Below are 18,175 nucleotides of genomic sequence, written 5' to 3' on the forward strand. Positions count from 1 at the left end.
CCTTGAAAGGGCCCCGTGGAAATCCTTCGTATCATCCTGCTCGTCCTGCTCGGGATCACCAGCCTCCTGCTGACCCTGCTGATCCTCCTGCACAAGGGCCGTGGCGGCGGTATGTCGGACATGTTCGGCGGCGGCATGACCTCGAGCATGGGTTCCTCGGGCGTCGCCGAGCGTAACCTCAACCGGTTCACGGTGGCCCTCGGACTCGCGTGGGGTGTCGTCATCGTGGCGCTCGGGCTCATCCAGCGCTTCGCGGACTCCTGACGCCCGCACCACCTTCTCCGCATACAGCAGAGCCCCCGCTTCTCCTGGAAGCGGGGGCTCTGTCGTACGGTGCCGAGCGGTATGACGGCCGGTTCAGGCCACGGGCTCGTCCTCGTGGTCGATCAGTCGACCGGGCAGTTGCTGGGCGGCGTCCTGGTCGATGAGCCAGAGGGTCTTCCGCCGTCCGCGCGCGCCGGCTGCCGGTACCTGGACGTGACCCGCCCCCGCGAGGGCCAGCCCGACGGCGCCGGCCTTGTCACTGCCGCTGACGGACAACCAGACCTCCTGCGCCGTGTTGATCGCCTCGAGGGTCAGGGACACACGCTGCGGCGGCGGCTTCGGAGCATCGGCGACGCCCACCGTGGTGGCATCGCGGGTCCGGATACCGGCCATCTCGGGGAAGAGCGAGGCGATGTGCGCATCCGGCCCCACGCCCAGCAGGAGGACGTCGAAGCGTGGAAGCCGGGCATCGGGAAGAACCGTGTCCGGATCCGCCTCGGCTTCCGCCCGGGCCTGGGCCGCTAGCTGCTCCGCGTAGTCCACCGCTGCGGCGTTCTCGTCGGAGAACGCATCGGTCGAGCCGAACTCGTGCACCTTCGTCCGATCCGCCCCGACCCGATCGAGCAGGGCGGCGCGTGCCTGGACGGCGTTGCGCTCCGGATCGTCCCCGGCGAGGAAGCGTTCGTCCCCCCACCAGACATGCACGTTGCTCCAGTCCACCGCGGTGTGCGCCGGGGATTCGGCGACCGCCTGCAGGGCTGCCGTCCCGATGGACCCACCCGTCAGGACGACCGTGGCCGTGCCGCGATCGCTCTGCACGTCCACGAGCCGCGTGATCAGACGTGCCGCGACGGCTGCCGCGAGCGACGTCTGGGAAGGATGGATGCTGACTTTCGGTTCAGCGGTCACTCGTTCGCACACTCCTCAGGTTGGTCCGGGCAAGGCCCTCCGTGATGACTTCGCCGAAGACCTCGTCCGGGTCCAGCCGCCGCAGTTCCTCCGCGAGGCAGTCGCGCAATCCGCGTCGGGGGAGCGAGATGCGCTGGACGGGCTGGTCCGGCTGGTAGAGCTCGGCGACGTCCTGGTCGGGGCGGTGCAGTTCGATGTCGCCACCGCTCCGTGTCAGGCGCACGCGTTTCAGGCCGGTTCCGGCCGGTCCCGCGACGTTGGTGACCGGGGCGTCGAGTGCCAGGGTCAGCCAGGCAGCGAGCAGCACCGTGCTCGGTGAATCGGACGCACCCTCGACCGTGACGGCGGTGACGGGCTGGTCGCCCTCCACCTGGTCCAGCACGGCTGCCAGCTGGATGCGCCAGTTCGTGAGCCGGGTCCAGGCCAGATCGGTGTCGCCGGCCGTGTAGGTGCGCCGGATGTTGAAGAGCGCCGCCGTGGGATCCTCCTCGTTGGCCGAGTCGGTGATGCGGCGGTGCGCGATCCCGCCGATCGACGTCTGGGCCGCGGCGTCCGGGACCCCGTGGGGCCACCACGCGACGATCGGGGCATCCGGCAGGAGGAGAGCGGACACGAGCGATTCACTCTCGTCCGCCAGCTCGCCGTACCCCCGCAGGACGATCACCTCCGACGCGCCGGCGTCCCCGCCCACGCGGATCTGTCCGTCGAGCCGCGTGGACCCGTCGGCCGATCCCTCGGCCAAGACGATGATGCGGCAGGGGTGCTCCCGGCTCGCCTCGTTCGCCGCGTCGATGGCCTCCTCCTCGAACCCCGAGCGGGTGATCACGACGAGTGTCAGCACCCGGCCGAGAGCGACGACGCCGCCGCGCTCACGCATGGACATCAGTTCCTTGGACACCTTGGAGGTGGTGGTGTCGGGCAGGTCGACGATCATGGCCTTCTCCAGGTGCGTCCATCGGCTGCGAGCAGCGCGTCGGCGGATGACGGGCCCCAGCTGCCCGGGACGTAGGGCTCCGGCTGGCCCTCGAGGGTGGCCCAGTGCTCCTCGAACGGGTCGAGGATCTTCCAGGACAGCTCCACCTCCTCCTGCCGCGGGAACAGGGGCGGCTCGCCGAGGAGCACGTCGAGGATGAGGCGCTCGTAGGCTTCGGGGCTGGACTCGGTGAAGGAATGGCCGTACCCGAAGTCCATGGTGACGTCGCGGACCTCGGTCTGCGTGCCAGGCACCTTCGACCCGAACCGGATCGTCACGCCTTCGTCCGGCTGCACACGGATCACGACGGCGTTCTGGCCGAAGTCCTCCTCGTTGTGGTCACGGAACAGCAGGTTCGGCGCGCGCTTGAAGACGACGGCGATCTCCGTGACCCTGCGGCCCAGGCGCTTGCCCGCCCGCAGATAGAAGGGGACGCCGGACCAGCGGCGCGTGTTGATGTCGAGGCGTAGCGCCGCGAAACTCTCGGTCGTCGAGTCGTCGGGGATGCCGTCCTCCTCGAGGAACCCGTTGACCCGCTCACCACCCTGCCAGCCGGCCTCGTACTGTCCGCGGGCGGAGCGACCGGAGAGATCGCTCGGCAGCGTGACAGCCGCGAGGACCTTCTCCTTCTCCGACCGGAGGTGGTCGGCGTCGAAGGAGATGGGCTCCTCCATGGCCGTGAGCGCCAGGAGCTGCAGCAGGTGGTTCTGGATGACGTCACGGGCCGCGCCCACGCCGTCGTAGTACCCTGCCCGACTGCCGATCCCGATGTCCTCCGCCATGGTGATCTGCACGTGGTCCACGTAGTTGGCGTTCCACAGAGGCTCGAACAGCTGGTTGGCGAAGCGCAGGGCCAGGATGTTCTGGACCGTCTCCTTGCCGAGGTAGTGGTCGATGCGGAACACGGCGTCGGGTGGGAAGACCTCCTCCACGATGCTGTTGAGCTCGCGTGCCGAGGCGAGATCGTGGCCGAAGGGCTTCTCGATCACGACGCGTCGCCACTGGCCGTCCTCGGGCTGCGCCAGGCCGTGCTCCGACAGCTTCTGGCACACCGCCTCGAACGCGTTCGGCGGGATGGAGAGATAGAACGCGTGGTTGCCCCGAGTTCCCCGATTCGTGTCGAGTTCCTCGATGCACTCCTTCAGGTTCTTGAAGGCGTCGTCGTCGTCGAATTCACCCTGGACGAAGCGGATCCCGGCCGACAGCTGTTCCCACACGGTCTCGTTGAACGGCGTCCGCGCGTGCTGTGTCACCGAGTCGCGGACCTGCTCGACGAAGTCCTCGTTGCTCCAGTCCCGACGGCCGAAGCCGACCAGGCCGAAGCTCGGCGGGAGGAGCCCGCGGTTCGCGAGGTCGTAGATGGCGGGCATCAGCTTCTTGCGTGCCAGGTCCCCGGTGACCCCGAACAGGACCAGGGACGAGGGGCCGGCAATCCGGCTGAGCCGCCTGTCGCGGGTGTCGCGCAGGGGGTTGGCCCCCCGCGTCGCCGTTGTGTCAGCCATCCTCAGCCGTTCCCGCGCCGGGTGTCGCCGGCAGCGAGGGAGGCGACGACGTCCGTCAGTTGGGCGACGCCTGCGGCCCGATCGGCGAGGTGCAGGCGGAGTACCGGCCGACCGTGATCACCGAGGACCTGGGCGTCGCCGGCCGCCTGCGCAGCGATGAGTTCCCCGAAGGTGAAGGGGCGGTCCGGGATCGCGAGATCGGTACTGCTGGCGCCGGTGAGCTGCAGGTAGGCGCCGATGGGGGAGCCGCCCTTGTGGTACTGGCCGGTGGAGTGCAGGAACCGCGGTCCCCAGCCGAAGGTCACGGGCCTGCCCGTCGCTGCGGCGAGCGGCGCGCGGACGCCCTCGAGCGCCGCCTGTGCGTGGCGGTCCAGGTACGCCTGGACGGACAGGTACCCGGTGGCCGGGATCGCGGCCAGCAGTGCTTCGAGGGCGTCGCGGACCGTCGTCGAGGAGCCGAGCAGGTCGTCGTCGCCCCGTACCTCGATGGCGCCGTCCGTGAAAGCGGCGGGGGTGGGCTCGGGCTGGGCGTCGAGCATGCCGCGGGCGGCCTTCTTCGCGGCCTCGACATCGGGCTGGTCGAACGGGTTGATGCCCAGCAGCCGGCCGGCCACGGTCACCGCGTACTCCCAGACGAACATCTGGCTGCCGAGACTCCCGCTGACGGTTACCCGCGTCCCCGTGGTCGACTCCTCGCTCGGTGCCTCGTCGAACGGGGCGAGGATCACCGGGAGCACGTCGTCGGCCACGTCGGCCAGCTCGGGGGCATCGGTCGACGCGACGACGGGGAGGAGGCCCGTTCCGAGTTTGCCGGTGGACTCCGCGATGAGCTGTTCCGCCCAGTCTGCGAATCCCGGAAGCCCGGATCCCGCGTCGGCGAACACGATCTTGTCGCGCAGCGGTGCGGTCCCGCCGAGGACCGCCCCCAGCTGCAGCCCCACGTTGCCGGAGTCGTCGTCGCCCAGGAACTCGGCGCTGTCCTCGGCGTCGTTCAGGAGCGTCTCGATGTCCGCGCCGGCGAGCCCGGACGGAACGAGGCCGAAGGCGGTCAGGGCGGAGTAGCGCCCACCCACGCCCGGGTCCGCGGTGAAGATCCTGCGGTATCCGGCAGCCCTCGAGGCCTCTTCCAGGGGTGAGCCCGGATCGGTCACGATGACGATGCGGGACGCCGCGTCGATCCCCGCGTCCGTGAAGGCCTGTTCGAAGACGCGGCGCTGGGAATCGGTCTCCACCGTGGAGCCGGACTTCGACGAGACCACGATGGCCGTGCGCTGCAGGTCCGCCTCGAGAGCGGACCTCACCTGCTGCGGGTCGGTGGCGTCGAGGACGACCAGCTCCACGCCGGCCTCCCGCGTGATGACCTCGGGCGCGAGCGACGAGCCGCCCATGCCGCACAAGACGATGCGGTCGACGCCCTCGGCGTTCAGGTCCGCGCGCAGGCCGGCGATCTCCGGCAGGAGGGCGCGGGAGGCCTCGAAGAGGTCGAGCCAGCCGAGCCTGATCGAGGCCTCGGCTTCGGCGTCCGCACCCCACAGGGTGGCGTCCTTCGCCATGAGCCGCGAGGCGAACCGATCGGCGACGAGTACGGGTACTGCGGAGTCGACTGCGGCGAGTGCCGCACCGGACGCGGTCAGAGCGAAGGAGCCCATGGGATCAGCCCTTCGCTGCGTCGAGGGCGGTCTGGACGGTCTCGAGGAGCTCCGACCAGCTGGCCACGAACTTGTCGAGGCCCTCCGTCTCCAGCTTGTCGACGACCTCCTGGTAGGACACCCCGACGGCGTCCAGCTTGTCGAGGACCTCGTTGGACTCGTCGTAGGCGCCGGTGATGGTGTCGCCCTCGACCACGCCGTGGTCGGCCATGGCGTCGAGCGTCTTCTCCGGCATCGTGTTCACGACATTCCCCGCCACGAGGCCTACCACGTAGAGCGTGTCCGGCAGGTTCGGATCCTTGACGCCCGTCGAGGCCCAGAGGGGACGCTGGGCATGGGCCCCGGCCGCCTCGAGGACCTGCCACCGCTCCGAGGAGAACTGCTCCTGGAAGACCTGGTAGGCGAGGCGTGCGTTGGCGAGACCCGCCTTGCCCTTGAGCGCGGTCGCCTCCTGGGTGCCGATGGCGTCGAGCCGCGCGTCGATCTCCGCGTCGACGCGCGAGACGAAGAAGGACGCCACCGACTGGATCTTGGCGAGGTCGTGCCCGTTCTCCTTCGCCTGCTCCAGCCCGATCATGAAGGCGTTGATCACTGCACGGTAGCGCTCGAGCGAGAAGATCAGGGTGACGTTGACGCTGATTCCGGCAGCGAGGGTCTCGGAGATGGCCTCCAGGCCCTCGACCGTCGCGGGGATCTTGATGAGCACGTTGGTCCGCTGCACCTTGGCGTGCAGGCGCTTGGCCTCCGCGATGGTGCCCGCCGTGTCGCGGGACAGGCGGGGGTCCACCTCGATGGACACCCGGCCGTCGGCTCCGCCGGTGCGCTTGGCCTCCTCGGCGAAGAGGTCGCAGGCCTGGGCGACGTCGTGGGTCGTGATGTCGAAGACCGCCTGGTCGACGTCGGCGCCGGACTCGGCGAGGGCACCGACCTGCGTCGCGTACGAGTCGCCGTTCTTCAGGGCGGCGGCGAAGATGCTCGGGTTCGTGGTCACGCCGACGACGTTCAAGTCCTCGATGAGGTGCTTGAAGCCTCCCGAGTTGAGGAGTTCCCGCGAGAGGTCGTCGAGCCAGATGGAGACGCCGGCGGCCGAGAGATCGGCGGTGGGTGTTGTAGTCATGATGTGCTCCTTGTCCGCTGCTGCGGATGAGTGCTGGTGGGTGCTGGTGTGGGGGCGGGAGTGCAGGCTACTGCTGGTCGCCGGTCTCGGTAGCCTGGTGGCCGGACGCCATGGCAGCGGTGCCGTTGGGCGCCAGCGGATCGGCTGCGGCGGCCTCGAGGGAGTCCTTCGCGGCCGCGACGACGGCGTCGGTCGTGATGCCGAACTCGCGGTAGAGCGTCTTGTAGTCGGCGGAGGCCCCGAAGTGCTCGAGGGAGACGCTTCGTCCGGCGTCCCCGATCAGGCCGTGCCAGCTCTGCGAGACACCTGCTTCGACGGAGACCCGGGCACGCACGGTGCGCGGCAGCACACTGTCACGGTAGGAGGCGTCCTGGGCGTTGAACCATTCGAGGCACGGCATCGAGACGACGCGCGCCGAGATACCTTCCGACTCGAGCTGCTCGCGAGCCTCGACGGCGAGCTGGACCTCGGAGCCCGTGCCGATCAGGATCACGTCGGGAGTGCCGCTCTTCGCTTCGGCGAGGACGTACCCGCCCTTGGCCACGCCCTCGGCCGAGCCGAACGTCTCGCCCGAGGCCGCGCCGTCGCCCCGCTGGTAGGTCGGGATGTTCTGGCGCGTCAGGACGATGCCGGCCGGGTTGGCGGTGTTCTCGAGGATGGTGCGCCATGCGATGGCGACCTCGTTCGCGTCACCGGGGCGCACGACGTCGAGTCCGGGGATGGTGCGCAGCGAGGAGAGCTGCTCCACGGGCTGGTGGGTGGGGCCGTCCTCGCCGAGGCCGATGGAATCGTGCGTCCACACGTAGATCGCGGGAACGCCCATGAGCGCTCCGAGCCGGACGGCCGGCCGCTGGTAGTCGCTGAAGATGAGGAAGGTCCCCGAGAAGGCACGCGTGCTGCTGTGCATCACGATGCCGTTGACGATCGCCGCCGCGGCGTGCTCGCGGATCCCGAAGTGGAGGACACGACCGTACGGGTTGCCCGACCAGGCGTCCGTCTGGCGGCTCTCCGGGATGAAGGAGGGTGATCCCTCGATGGTGGTGTTGTTGGACTCGGCGAGGTCCGCGCTGCCGCCCCAGAGTTCGGGGAGGACGGGACCGATCGCCGTGAGGACCTTGCCGGACGCCGCGCGGGTCGAGACGTCCTTGCCCGCCTCGAAGCTCGGCAGGCTCGATTCCCAGCCCTCGGGGAGGGTACGGGCCTGGATGCGCTCTAGCAGGGCCGCCTCGTCCGCGTGCCCGGACTTCCAGGCGTCGAAGCCCTTCTGCCACTCGGCGTGGGCGTCGGAACCGCGCTGCACGACACCGCGGGCGTGGTCGAGCACCTCGGGGTCGACGTCGAAGTGCTTCTCGGGGTCGAAGCCCAGGGCTTCCTTGACCGCCGCGACCTCGTCCTTGCCGAGTGCCGAGCCGTGGATCTTGCCCGTGTTCTGCTTGGTGGGAGCCGGGTAGCCGATGATGGTGCGGAGCGCGACGATCGAGGGCCTGGAGGTCTCGTTCTTGGCGTCGACCAGGGCGGAATAGAGCTCGGCGACGTCCTCCACGTACTCGCCGGTCTTCGTCCAGTCGACGCGCTGGACGTGCCAGCCGTACGCCTCGTAGCGCTTGAGGACATCCTCGGAGAACGCGATGTCGGTGTCGTCCTCGATGGAGATGTGGTTCTGGTCGTAGATGACCACGAGGTTGCCGAGTTCCTGGTGGCCCGCGAGCGAGGACGCTTCCGCGGTCACGCCCTCCTGGAGGTCGCCGTCGGAGGCGATCACCCAGATGGTGTGGTCGAACGGACTGGTGCCTGCGGGGGCGTCGGCGTCGAACATGCCGCGCTGGCGCCGCTGGCCGTAGGCGAAGCCGACGGACGTCGCGAGACCCTGGCCGAGGGGTCCGGTGGTGATCTCCACGCCCTTGGTGTGGCGGTACTCGGGGTGCCCCGGCGTGAGCGATCCCCACGTCCGCAGCGCCTTCAGATCGTCGAGTTCCAGCCCGTAGCCCGACAGGTAGAGCTGGATGTACAGGGTGAGCGACGTGTGGCCGGGGGAGAGGACGAAGCGGTCGCGGCCGGTCCACTCAGGGTCGGAGGGGTCGTGCCGCATCAGCTTCTGGAAGAGGAGATACGCCGCGGGCGCCAGGCTCATCGCGGTACCGGGGTGGCCGTTGCCCACCTTCTCCACCGCGTCGGCCGCGAGGACACGGACGGTGTCCACGGCCTTCTGGTCGAGCTCTGTCCAGGTCAGTTCCTGCTCTTGCGTCTGTGGCACGTTTCCGGGCCCCTCTCTGTCCGGAACGGCCATCCAGCTGATGACGGGGCGTACCTGTTGGCATGCCGTCGGCCTGGCCGTTCGCCGTTGAATACTGCACATAAGGCTCCGCTCGACGACGGCACGTGCACCGGATCCTTTGGTCCGGATTCCGGGCATGCATCTTCAGCGGGCTTTCGAAACCACACTATCCCTTTCCCGCAGGCTCGACGCGAGGGAGACGAAGAATGTCGTCCGTCACGTTTTCCGGTTGCGGCCGGGTAGCCGCGGATGCGTTGCGCGGTCGACGCCGCGCGCCGCCCCACGCGCGCAGCCACCGCGGGCAGGCTGCACACCGCCGCCCGCGGGGAACACGACGTCGTCCACGGGTCCGTGGAGCGCCCGGCGTCCGGCGAGACGTCGATATCCGCCCCAATTTCTACAGAGCGTAAAAGGGTATGATGAAGATTGTCTTTTACTCCGGAAGAAACGAAAGTGTTGCCTTGTGAAGACCCAGCAGGCTCCTGCTCCGGCACGTTCCCCGCAGGCCCGTCCGGGTCTCGGCCGCAAAGCCAGGGCGTATCTCGCCCTGACCAAGCCGCGTGTGATCGAGCTTCTCCTGGTGACCACGCTGCCCACCATGATCTTCGCCCAGGGCGGGTTCCCCTCGCTGGGACTGATCCTCGCGACCATGATCGGCGGAGCGCTGGCGGCCGGAAGTGCCGGTGCCTTCAACTGCTACATCGACCGGGACATCGACAAACTGATGCACAGGACGGAGAACCGGCCGCTGGTCACGGGTGAGGTCTCCCCCCGTGAGGCGCTGGTGTTCTCCTGGATCCTCGGCATCGTCGCGATCGCCGTCCTCTGGTTCGGGGCCAATCCGCTCGCGGGTCTGCTCGGTGTCGCCGCGATCTTCCTGTATGTCGTCGTCTACACCCTCGTGCTCAAGCGCCGGACGTCGCAGAACATCGTCTGGGGCGGCGCCGCGGGGTGCATGCCCGTCCTCATCGCCTGGGCCGCCGTCACCGGATCGGTCGACTGGCCCGCGGTCGTCCTGTTCCTCATCATCTTCCTTTGGACCCCGCCGCACTACTGGCCGCTGTCGATGAAGTACAGCGATGACTACAACGCCGCCCGTGTCCCGATGCTGGGGGCCATCGCCGGTGCACGGGTCGTCTCGGTCCAGGTGGTCCTCTACGCCTGGGCGATGGTGGCCTGTTCGCTGCTGCTCGTCCCGGCCGGAGCCGGCTGGGTCTACTCCGTCGCGGCTCTCCTGGGCGGGGCGTGGTTCATCCGCGAATCGCACCGCCTCTACGCGCTGGCGCAGCGCGGCGAGCTGAGCAACAGGGCCGCGATGAAGGTCTTCCACGGTTCCATCAGCTACCTCACGGTGCTGTTCCTCGCCCTGGCCGTCGATCCGTTCGTCGGAAGTGCCGTCCTTTCCTGACACCGCCCCACCCAGCCGGCGGGTCCGTCGGTCGCGGCGGTAGCGGGCGCACACAGGGGCGAGCCCCTAGGCTGGCAGGCATGGACTTCACCGGCCTGATCGCCTACCCCATCACCCCCTTCCTCGACGACGGCTCGGTCGCCGTCCAGGAACTCCGCGGCCTCGTCGACGCACTGGTCCCGACGGGGGTCGACGGGCTGACCGTCCTCGGATCCTCCGGAAGCTTCGCCTACCTCGACCGGGCGGAACGGCGACTCGTCGCGAGGACCGCGATCGAGACGGTCGCGGGGCGCGTCCCGGTCGCGGTGGGCATCAGCGCGGTGGGTACGCGCGAGGTTCTGGAGGCCGCGGTCGACGCCGAGGCGGCGGGTGCCGCTGGCCTCGTCCTCTCGCCCGTCTCCTATGTCCCGCTCACGGATGACGAGGTGATGGCCCAGGTCCGTGCCGTCTGCGCCGAGTCCGGTCTGCCCGTCTGCCTGTACAACAACCCCGGTACCACCCAGTTCGACTACTCCCTCCCCGTGGTCGCCGAACTCGCAACCGTGCCCCGCGTGGTGGCCTTCAAGGACACGGCTCCCGACGCGGCCACCTTCAACGCCCGCCACGACGAGCTGGCGGGTCTCGTGCCTGCGGGCTTCAGCCACGGTGTCAGCGGGGACGCGCTGATGATGACGGGCGAGGTCGGGGCGGATGCCTGGCACAGCGGCCCGGCGGCACTGCTCCCCGCCTACTACGCCCGCCTGAGGTCCGCCGTCGTGGCGGGCGACCGGCAGGAGACGGAGCGTGTCCGCCAGGTCCTGGCGCCTCTGGTCGACCACGTCGCCGGGCTTCGGAAGATCAGCGGCCTACACCTGCTGGCACGGGCCTGCGGCATCGCCGCGGGCGACCCGCGGCCCCCGCTGCTACCCAGCCCCGGGTCCGAACTGCGCGAGCTCGGCCGGCTCCTGGACGTGCTCGAGTCGACCTTCGGCGACGACTGAGGCGCACGCGGCCGGGGATGGTCGAGGGGCTGCCGGCGGACGGAACAGTCTCGATGAACGCCGGACTACCCACGAACGCCGCCCGGGCAACGATGCGGGGGAGGGCAACCGAGGAGGGTCAGGCGACGGTCTGCGGGACCCTCGAATCGAGCGTCGTGCCGGGCAATGTCCGCTGTGTGGTTCCCGTGTACTGGGCGTGCACCGCAGCGGCCATGAGCAGGGACGCCCCGAGCATGTGGAGGGCCACGAGTGCGACGGGCAGGTGCAGGAAGTGCTGGGTGTAGCCGATGACGCCCTGGACCAGCACTACGGCGCCCAGTAGTACGAGGGCCTTCCGGAGTTTCGCGTGGACCCCCGAACGCCACACGACCACGAGGGCGAGGGCGACCGTGGCGACCAGCAGGTAGACCGGGAGCGCATGGAACCGCGTCACGAGGTCGGAGTCCAGCCCGTTGCGGGCGGCGCCGTGATCGCCCGCGTGCGGCCCGGAGCCCGTCACGACCACGCCGAGGACGATCGCGATCGAGGTCAGCACCGTGGAGGTGACGAGCAGCTGCCGGAGGAGCGGAGGTGCGGCCGGTGCACGCCCGAGCGCGTGCTGCGCCGCACTCAGGCGGGCACGGTTGACGAGGACGGTCGCCAGCGCCACAAGGACCATCGAGACGATGAAGTGCAGTCCCACGATCCAGGGGTTGAGGCCGGTCCAGACGGTGATGCCGCCGATCACGGCCTGCGCCGGGATGCCCAGGAACAGGCCGATCGACAACCGGAACAGGTCCTTCCGCCCGCGGCGCAGGCGGAGCAGGGACACGATCATGGCGACGGCGATGATGACGAGCACGAAGGTCAGCAGCCTGTTCCCGAACTCGATCACCCCGTGGAAGCCCATCTCCGGGGTGGTGACGATCGAGTCGGCCGTGCAGCGCGGCCACTCCGGACACCCGAGGCCGGAGGCCGTCAGGCGCACGGCACCGCCGGTGACGACGATCGCGATCTGCGAGACGAGCGACGCGACGGCGAGGCGCCGGACCAGCGGGGTGGTGTCCCGGGGCAGGCCCTGCATCAGGCGGGTGGTCAGCGGAAAGGTCATGACTTCAGCTCCATTTGAACCAGCGGATGGCGGCCAGACTGGCGACAGTGGCCCAGGCGAGGAGCACCAGGCACGCGACGGGATCGAGGGAGCCGTCCACAAGGGCGCTCCGCAGTCCGTCGCCCAGGGCGGCGGACGGCAGGACGGCGACGAACGGCTCGACGGCGGCGGGAAGTGCGGACGCCGGGAGGATGACGCCACCGGCCGCGGCGAGGAGGATCCACACCAGGTTGGTGACGGCCAGAGTGGCCTCGGGGCGGAGGGTGCCCGCCACGAGGAGGCCCAGCGCGGTGAAGGCCGCGGACCCCACGAGCAGCAGGAGTGCCGCACCCGGGATTCCGACGGTCCGCGGCTCCCAGCCCAGGAGCACGGCGGTGCCTCCGATCACCACGAGCTGGACCCCGAGGACCCCGGCGACGGCGACGGCTTTGCCGAGGATCAGTCCGGAGCGGCCCAGGGGCGTCGTGGAGAGAAACCGGAGCACACCGTAGCGTCGGTCGAAGCCGGTGGCGATCCCCTGCCCGGTGAAGGCGGTGGACATGGTGCAGAGGGCGAGGACGCCGGGTGCTGCGACATCGATCCGGCTGGGGCCGAAGCCGTCCAGCAGGGGAGTGATGACGAGGGCCACGAGGGCGAGCAGCGGCAGGACGATCGCGAGGACCAGCTGCTCGCCGTTGCGCAGCATGGCCAGGGCCTCGTACCTGCCGTGCCGCAGGACCCGGGCGGCGAGGGACGCCGCGGCGTCCGTCGCCGGGCCGCTCCCTGCGGCGTGCGGCGCCACCGACGCGGAGGTGCCGGGCGCCCCGGGCGTTGCCGGATCAGCCGTCATCGGATGCTCCGTCCCGAGATGTCGAGGAAGACGTCCTCCAGTGAGCGGGGCGCCAGGGCGATGGTGCTCGGCATGACACCGCAGTCCGTCCACCACGTTGCCAGCCGGGCCACGTCGTTCGCCGTCAGGACGCCGCGGAGGACGTAGTGGCCGGGTTCGGCCTCGAGCTGGTGGAGATGCGGCAGGAGATCTGGTGGGAGCGTGAGGCCGGGGAGGGTCTCGAAGCGGAGTTCGCGCACGCCGTCGGCGTCCGTCTCGGCCGTCAGCTCCGCGACGGTGCCCTCGGCGACGGTGCGCCCACCCTCGATGATGTAGACGTAGTCGGCGAGTCGCTGGGCGTCGTCGAGGAGGTGGGTGGTCAGGATGACCGCGAGCCCGTCCGCGCGCAGCTCGCGGATGAGGTCGAACACGATGGTGCGGGACTGTGGGTCGAGGCCCGCGCTCGGTTCGTCGAGGAACACGACCTCGGGGCGTCCCACGAGCGCGCAGGCGAGCGCGAGTCGCTGCTTCTGGCCTCCGGACAGCCTGCGGATGGAGACCGCGCCGAAGTCGTCGATCCCCAGCCGCTCGGCGAGGGCCCCGACCGGCAGCGGCGAGCTGTACATGGACGCGACGTGGCGCAGGAGGGCCAGGGGCCTGACCGACGGCGGAAGCCCGCCGTCCTGCAGCATCACGCCGACCCGGGCACGGAGCTGCGGAGACGCGCGGGAGGGGTCCTCGCCCAGGAGGCGTACCGTACCGCCGTCCGCCCGCTGCAGGCCCTGGGCGCATTCGAGCGTGGTGGTCTTCCCGGCGCCGTTGGCGCCGAGGAGCACCGTGACCGCGCCGTGCGACGCTCGCAGCCCGACGCCGTCGAGCACGCGGACCATGCGGCCGTCGAGGGCTCCGACGGGACCGAAGTCCTTGATCAGGCCGTCGATCTCGAGGGCGGGGGCAGTGGGCGACACACTCTTATTCTACGCCAGGTAGTAGTCACTGGGGCGGCCCCGATGGGTAGCCTCGCCTAAGTGGTGGGGCGGAATACATTAGGTCATGATTGTGTTGTGTATTTGGTGACCGACGTGAGGAGTGGACAGTGAGCGTTTCCCCCCGCCCAGCCACTCCCGACCGTACGGCGCAGATCGTCTCACCCGATCCTGACGAGCGGACGCGGGACCGCGTCCTCGCCGCAGTGCTCGAGCGGGGACCGGTGAGCGCGGCCGAACTCGGGGACACGCTCGGTTTCACTCCCGCGGCGATGCGGCGGCACCTCGACGCGCTCTCCGGCGACGGTCTCATCGAGGTCAAGCGCGCGCGCAGCTCCGCCGCGGGAGCGGGCCGGCCGGCTAGACGCTATGTCCTGAGCCAGCGCGGGCAGGCCAGGATGGGCAACGACTACCTCGACATCGCCACCGCGGCGCTGGTACAGCTCGGCGAGGCAGCGGGTCCCGCAGCCATCGAGGAATTCGCGCGGACGCGATTCTCCGGCATGGAGGAGCGCTACCGGCCGATCGTCGAGGCGGCAGGCCCGGAACTCGAGGATCGGGCGGGGGCCCTTGCAGCCGCACTCAGCGCCGATGGCTTCGTCGGGTCGACGAAGACCGTCGGCCCACGCCCACCCCGTGCTCCCCGGCCTCTGCACACCCCGGTCGCGTCCCCCTTCCCCTCCGTGCAGGCGCAGCCCGGCCGGCCGGTCATGCTGAGCGTCCAGCTGTGCCAGGGGCACTGTCCCATCCAGGAGCTGGCGTCGGCCTTCCCCGCCTTCTGCGAGCAGGAGACCCGAGTCTTCTCGCGGTTGCTCGGCGTCGACGTCAGGCGCCTCTCCACGCTGGCAGCCGGCGGGCACGTCTGCACCACCCACATTCCCCTGGGACGGACGACGGCGGCACCAGCCGCACCGGTCACCCCGGACGCTCCCGGTGACGCCGCTCCTGCGGCTCCGCCGGGTGTCGCACCGCCCAGCCATCCAGCAACCTCTTCTATCCATCAGCAAGGAAGGCCGTGATGACGGATCAAGTAGACCGCAAGCCAGCCGCGTCGGCAGTGCCGGAGTCGGTGATCAGCGACATCCTGGAGAAAAACCCGGAGCTCGAGGGCATCGGTACCTACCAGTACGGCTGGGCCGACAAGAACGAGGCGAGCGACAACGCCCGCCGTGGCCTGAGCGAGGAAGTCGTCCGCGACATCTCCGCGAAGAAGAACGAGCCCGAATGGATGCTCGATCTCCGCCTGAAGGGCCTCAAGTACTTCGACCGCAAGCCCATGCCGGCGTGGGGTGCAGATCTCTCCGGCATCGACTTCGACAACATCAAGTACTTCGTGCGCTCCACGGAGAAGCAGGCCAACACGTGGGAGGACCTCCCCGAGGACATCCGCAACACCTACGAGAAGCTCGGCATCCCCGAGGCGGAGCGCGCCCGTCTCGTCTCCGGCGTCGCCGCCCAGTACGAGTCCGAGGTGGTGTACCACCAGCTGCGCGAGGACCTCGAGCGCCAGGGCGTCCTCTTCCTCGACACGGACACCGCGCTGCGCGAGCATCCGGAGATCTTCAAGGAGTACTTTGGCACCATCATCCCGGTCGGCGACAACAAGTTCGCGTCGCTGAACACGGCCGTCTGGTCCGGCGGCTCCTTCGTCTACGTCCCGAAGGGCGTCCACGTCGAGATCCCGCTCCAGGCCTATTTCCGCATCAACACGGAGAACATGGGCCAGTTCGAGCGCACGCTCATCATCGCGGACGAGGATTCCTACGTGCACTACATCGAGGGCTGCACGGCCCCGATCTACACCTCGGACTCCCTGCACTCGGCCGTCGTCGAGATCGTGGTGAAGAAGGGCGCACGCGTCCGCTACACCACCATCCAGAACTGGTCGAACAACGTGTACAACCTCGTCACCAAGCGGGCCATCGCCCACGAGGGCGCCACCATGGAGTGGATCGACGGCAACATCGGGTCGAAGGTCACCATGAAGTACCCGGCCGTGTACCTCGTCGGCGAGCACGCCAAGGGTGAGACGCTCTCCATCGCCTTCGCCGGCGAGGGGCAGCACCAGGACACCGGGTCGAAGATGGTGCACATCGCCCCGAACACGAAGTCCTCCATCATCTCGAAGTCCGTGGCCCGCGGTGGTGGTCGTGCCGCCTACCGTGGGCTCGTCCAGGTCCGCGACGGTGCCAAGCACTCGGCCAACACTGTGCGCTGCGACGCGCTGCTCGTGGACACCATCTCGCGCTCGGACACCTACCCGTACGTGGACATCCGCGAGGACGACGTCACCATGGGACACGAGGCGACGGTCTCCCGCGTCAGCGAGGAGCAGCTGTTCTACCTGATGTCCCGCGGCCTGCCCGAGGACGAGGCCATGGCCATGATCGTGCGCGGCTTCATCGAGCCGATCGCGCGTGAACTGCCCATGGAGTACGCCCTCGAGCTGAACCGCCTGATCGAACTGCAGATGGAAGGGGCCGTAGGCTAGCAATGGCTGAGACCACCCACACGGAAATATCACCCGACACCCCTCTCGACGGCGAGCTCGGCGAACTCGACGAGAAGGCCCGACTCGGGGCTCCCTCCGGGGAACGCGCCGTGATCGACGGCTTCACCGAGGAAGGCGAGCGCCTCCCCGGAGGAGACGACGGCACGGAGCAGCTGGGCTTCAAGAAGCACAGCCACGGCAACGCGCCCGTGATCCCGGAGGCCTCCCGAGGCGAGCGGCGCAGGTCCTTCGACATCGCGGACTTCCCGACCCTCACGGGCCTCGAGGAGGACTGGCGCTTCACGCCGTTGAAGCGGCTGCGCGGCCTGCACACCGAGGCACTCTCCGGTACCGCACCGGCCGTCGAGGTCACGGGTGCCGGCAATGTCACGGTCGAGACCGTGGGTCGCGACGACGTCCGGCTGGGTGCCTCGGCTACCCCCGAGGACCGCGTGTCCGCGGCAGCGTGGAACGCCTTCGGCGACGCCACGGTGATCACGATCCCGAAGGAGACGGTGGCCGACGGCGAGGTGATGGTCAGCGTCAGGGGAGCGCACGCGGAGGCGGCAGCCCAGCACCTCCTCATCGAGGCGAAGGCCTTCTCGAAGGCCGTCGTCGTGCTCGACCACCAGGGTTCGGCAACGCTGGCGCAGAACGTCGAGATCGTGGTCGGCGACGGCGCGGAACTGACGGTCGTCAGCGTCCAGGAATGGGACGACGACGCCGTGCACGTCTCCTCGCAGCAGGCCAAGGTGGGCCGCGACGCCCGCTACAAGCATGTGGTCGTCAGCCTCGGCGGCGACCTCGTGCGCCTCACGCCGTCGTCGATCTTCACCGCGCCCGGTGCCGAGGTGGAGATGTACGGGCTGTACTTCGCGGATGCAGGCCAGCACCTGGAGCAGCGCCTCCTCGTGGACCACGCCGTGCCCAACTGCAAGTCCCGGGTCACCTACAAGGGGGCACTGCAGGGCGACGACGCGCACACCGTCTGGGTGGGCGACGTCCTCATCCGCAAGGCCGCCGAGGGTACGGACACCTACGAGACCAACCGCAACCTGATCCTCACGGACGGCGCGCGCTCGGACTCGGTGCCGAACCTGGAGATCGAGACGGGCCTGATCGAGGGTGCCGGCCACGCCAGCGCCACGGGCCGTTTCGACGACGAGCACCTCTTCTACCTGATGGCGCGCGGCATCCCCGAGAAGGCGGCCCGCCGTCTCGTGGTGCGCGGGTTCCTGAACGAGGTCATCCAGCAGATCAAGGTGCCGTCCCTCGAGGAGCGCCTGTCGGAGTCCGTCGAGCGCGAGCTCGCGGCGGGCAACCTCTGATGGCTGCGGAACCGAACGGCGAGCTGATCTGCAGTGTCGACGACATCCAGGTCAAGCAGGCGCTGCGCGTCCTGATCGACGACTACCCCGTCGCCGTCGTGCGTGACTCGGACGGGGAGATCCACGCCCTGGGGGACACCTGTTCCCATGCGGACATCTCGCTCTCCGAGGGCGACGTCGAAGGGTGCGCGATCGAGTGCTGGGGGCACGGCTCCCAGTTCGATCTCCGCAGCGGGGCTCCGCTGCAGCTGCCGGCGTACGAACCCGTACCGGTCTTCGCACTCGAGGTCCACGAGGGCAACGTCTACGTCGACGTCACGACGGTCACCAACGGAGCGCCCGCGCCGCAGTTCGGCTGACGGGCCCCGCACCCACTTCCTGCACTCATCCTGCAC

16 protein-coding genes are annotated in these 18,175 nt (G+C 69.4%); 7 read left to right on the plus strand and 9 right to left on the minus strand.

All coding sequences use genetic code 11. The annotated features are described in order from the left end of the window. The first annotated feature begins 15 nt into the window (after positions 1 to 15). On the plus strand, positions 16 to 264 hold the full coding sequence (secG, locus tag FJV46_RS12795) for a preprotein translocase subunit SecG (RefSeq protein WP_087027007.1): 249 nt from the start codon (positions 16 to 18) through the stop codon (positions 262 to 264). Between the two features lie 93 nt (positions 265 to 357). On the opposite strand, the gene pgl is transcribed toward secG, so the two are convergent. The 6 genes from pgl to tkt form a co-directional block, all read right to left on the minus strand. Then, positions 358 to 1,173 (minus strand): 6-phosphogluconolactonase, encoded by an 816-nt coding sequence (gene pgl, locus FJV46_RS12800; protein ID WP_087027005.1) that lies wholly within the window; start codon positions 1,171 to 1,173, stop codon positions 358 to 360. Then, positions 1,163 to 2,107 (minus strand): glucose-6-phosphate dehydrogenase assembly protein OpcA, encoded by a 945-nt coding sequence (locus tag FJV46_RS12805; protein ID WP_087027003.1) that lies wholly within the window; start codon positions 2,105 to 2,107, stop codon positions 1,163 to 1,165. The genes pgl and FJV46_RS12805 overlap by 11 nt, the downstream gene beginning before the upstream one ends. Further along, positions 2,104 to 3,648: a glucose-6-phosphate dehydrogenase gene (gene zwf / locus FJV46_RS12810; RefSeq protein ID WP_087027001.1), complete on the minus strand. Its 1,545-nt coding sequence runs from the start codon at positions 3,646 to 3,648 to the stop codon at positions 2,104 to 2,106. The genes FJV46_RS12805 and zwf overlap by 4 nt, the downstream gene beginning before the upstream one ends. Before the next feature lie 2 nt (positions 3,649 to 3,650). Continuing rightward, a complete protein-coding gene (locus FJV46_RS12815; RefSeq protein ID WP_087026999.1) occupies positions 3,651 to 5,297 on the minus strand; it encodes a phosphoglucose isomerase-related protein in 1,647 nt (548 codons plus the stop codon). A gap of 4 nt (positions 5,298 to 5,301) precedes the next feature. Beyond that, complete coding sequence (tal, locus tag FJV46_RS12820; protein WP_087026997.1) at positions 5,302 to 6,414, minus strand: transaldolase; 1,113 nt, start codon at positions 6,412 to 6,414, stop codon at positions 5,302 to 5,304. Between the two features lie 67 nt (positions 6,415 to 6,481). Next, on the minus strand, positions 6,482 to 8,701 hold the full coding sequence (gene tkt, locus FJV46_RS12825) for a transketolase (RefSeq protein ID WP_087026995.1): 2,220 nt from the start codon (positions 8,699 to 8,701) through the stop codon (positions 6,482 to 6,484). A gap of 451 nt (positions 8,702 to 9,152) precedes the next feature. Between tkt and FJV46_RS12830 the strand changes: the two genes are divergently transcribed. Both FJV46_RS12830 and FJV46_RS12835 read left to right on the plus strand, forming a co-directional pair. Then, on the plus strand, positions 9,153 to 10,097 hold the full coding sequence (locus FJV46_RS12830; protein WP_087026993.1) for a heme o synthase: 945 nt from the start codon (positions 9,153 to 9,155) through the stop codon (positions 10,095 to 10,097). Between the two features lie 80 nt (positions 10,098 to 10,177). Then, complete coding sequence (locus tag FJV46_RS12835; RefSeq protein WP_087026991.1) at positions 10,178 to 11,077, plus strand: dihydrodipicolinate synthase family protein; 900 nt, start codon at positions 10,178 to 10,180, stop codon at positions 11,075 to 11,077. A gap of 118 nt (positions 11,078 to 11,195) precedes the next feature. On the opposite strand, the gene FJV46_RS12840 is transcribed toward FJV46_RS12835, so the two are convergent. Genes FJV46_RS12840 through FJV46_RS12850 form a run of 3 tightly spaced genes read right to left on the minus strand, consistent with a single transcriptional unit; the run spans position 11,196 to position 13,943 of the window. Then, on the minus strand, positions 11,196 to 12,167 hold the full coding sequence (locus tag FJV46_RS12840) for a COX15/CtaA family protein (protein ID WP_087026989.1): 972 nt from the start codon (positions 12,165 to 12,167) through the stop codon (positions 11,196 to 11,198). A gap of 4 nt (positions 12,168 to 12,171) precedes the next feature. Then, positions 12,172 to 12,996 (minus strand): ABC transporter permease, encoded by an 825-nt coding sequence (locus tag FJV46_RS12845; RefSeq protein ID WP_087026987.1) that lies wholly within the window; start codon positions 12,994 to 12,996, stop codon positions 12,172 to 12,174. Beyond that, positions 12,993 to 13,943, minus strand: coding sequence for an ABC transporter ATP-binding protein (locus FJV46_RS12850; RefSeq protein ID WP_232008641.1), 951 nt, complete (start codon positions 13,941 to 13,943; stop codon positions 12,993 to 12,995). Before FJV46_RS12850 ends, FJV46_RS12845 begins: the two co-directional genes overlap by 4 nt. A gap of 128 nt (positions 13,944 to 14,071) precedes the next feature. Here FJV46_RS12850 and FJV46_RS12855 point away from each other — a divergent pair, with 128 nt between their 5' ends. Genes FJV46_RS12855 through FJV46_RS12870 form a run of 4 tightly spaced genes read left to right on the plus strand, consistent with a single transcriptional unit; the run spans position 14,072 to position 18,139 of the window. After that, complete coding sequence (locus FJV46_RS12855; RefSeq protein WP_087026985.1) at positions 14,072 to 14,980, plus strand: helix-turn-helix transcriptional regulator; 909 nt, start codon at positions 14,072 to 14,074, stop codon at positions 14,978 to 14,980. Beyond that, the gene (gene sufB / locus FJV46_RS12860; protein ID WP_087026983.1) at positions 14,980 to 16,452 is read left to right on the plus strand and encodes a Fe-S cluster assembly protein SufB; all 1,473 of its coding nucleotides are present in this window, start codon (positions 14,980 to 14,982) and stop codon (positions 16,450 to 16,452) included. Before FJV46_RS12855 ends, sufB begins: the two co-directional genes overlap by 1 nt. 2 nt (positions 16,453 to 16,454) lie before the next feature. Beyond that, a complete protein-coding gene (gene sufD / locus FJV46_RS12865; RefSeq protein ID WP_087026981.1) occupies positions 16,455 to 17,780 on the plus strand; it encodes a Fe-S cluster assembly protein SufD in 1,326 nt (441 codons plus the stop codon). Further along, positions 17,780 to 18,139 carry a non-heme iron oxygenase ferredoxin subunit gene (locus FJV46_RS12870; RefSeq protein ID WP_087026980.1) on the plus strand — a complete coding sequence of 120 codons (360 nt, stop codon included), beginning with the start codon at positions 17,780 to 17,782 and terminating at the stop codon, positions 18,137 to 18,139. Before sufD ends, FJV46_RS12870 begins: the two co-directional genes overlap by 1 nt. Positions 18,140 to 18,175 lie beyond the last annotated feature (36 nt).

The organism is Arthrobacter agilis (genome assembly GCF_006494655.1).
GTDB classification, from domain to species: domain Bacteria; phylum Actinomycetota; class Actinomycetes; order Actinomycetales; family Micrococcaceae; genus Arthrobacter_D; species Arthrobacter_D agilis.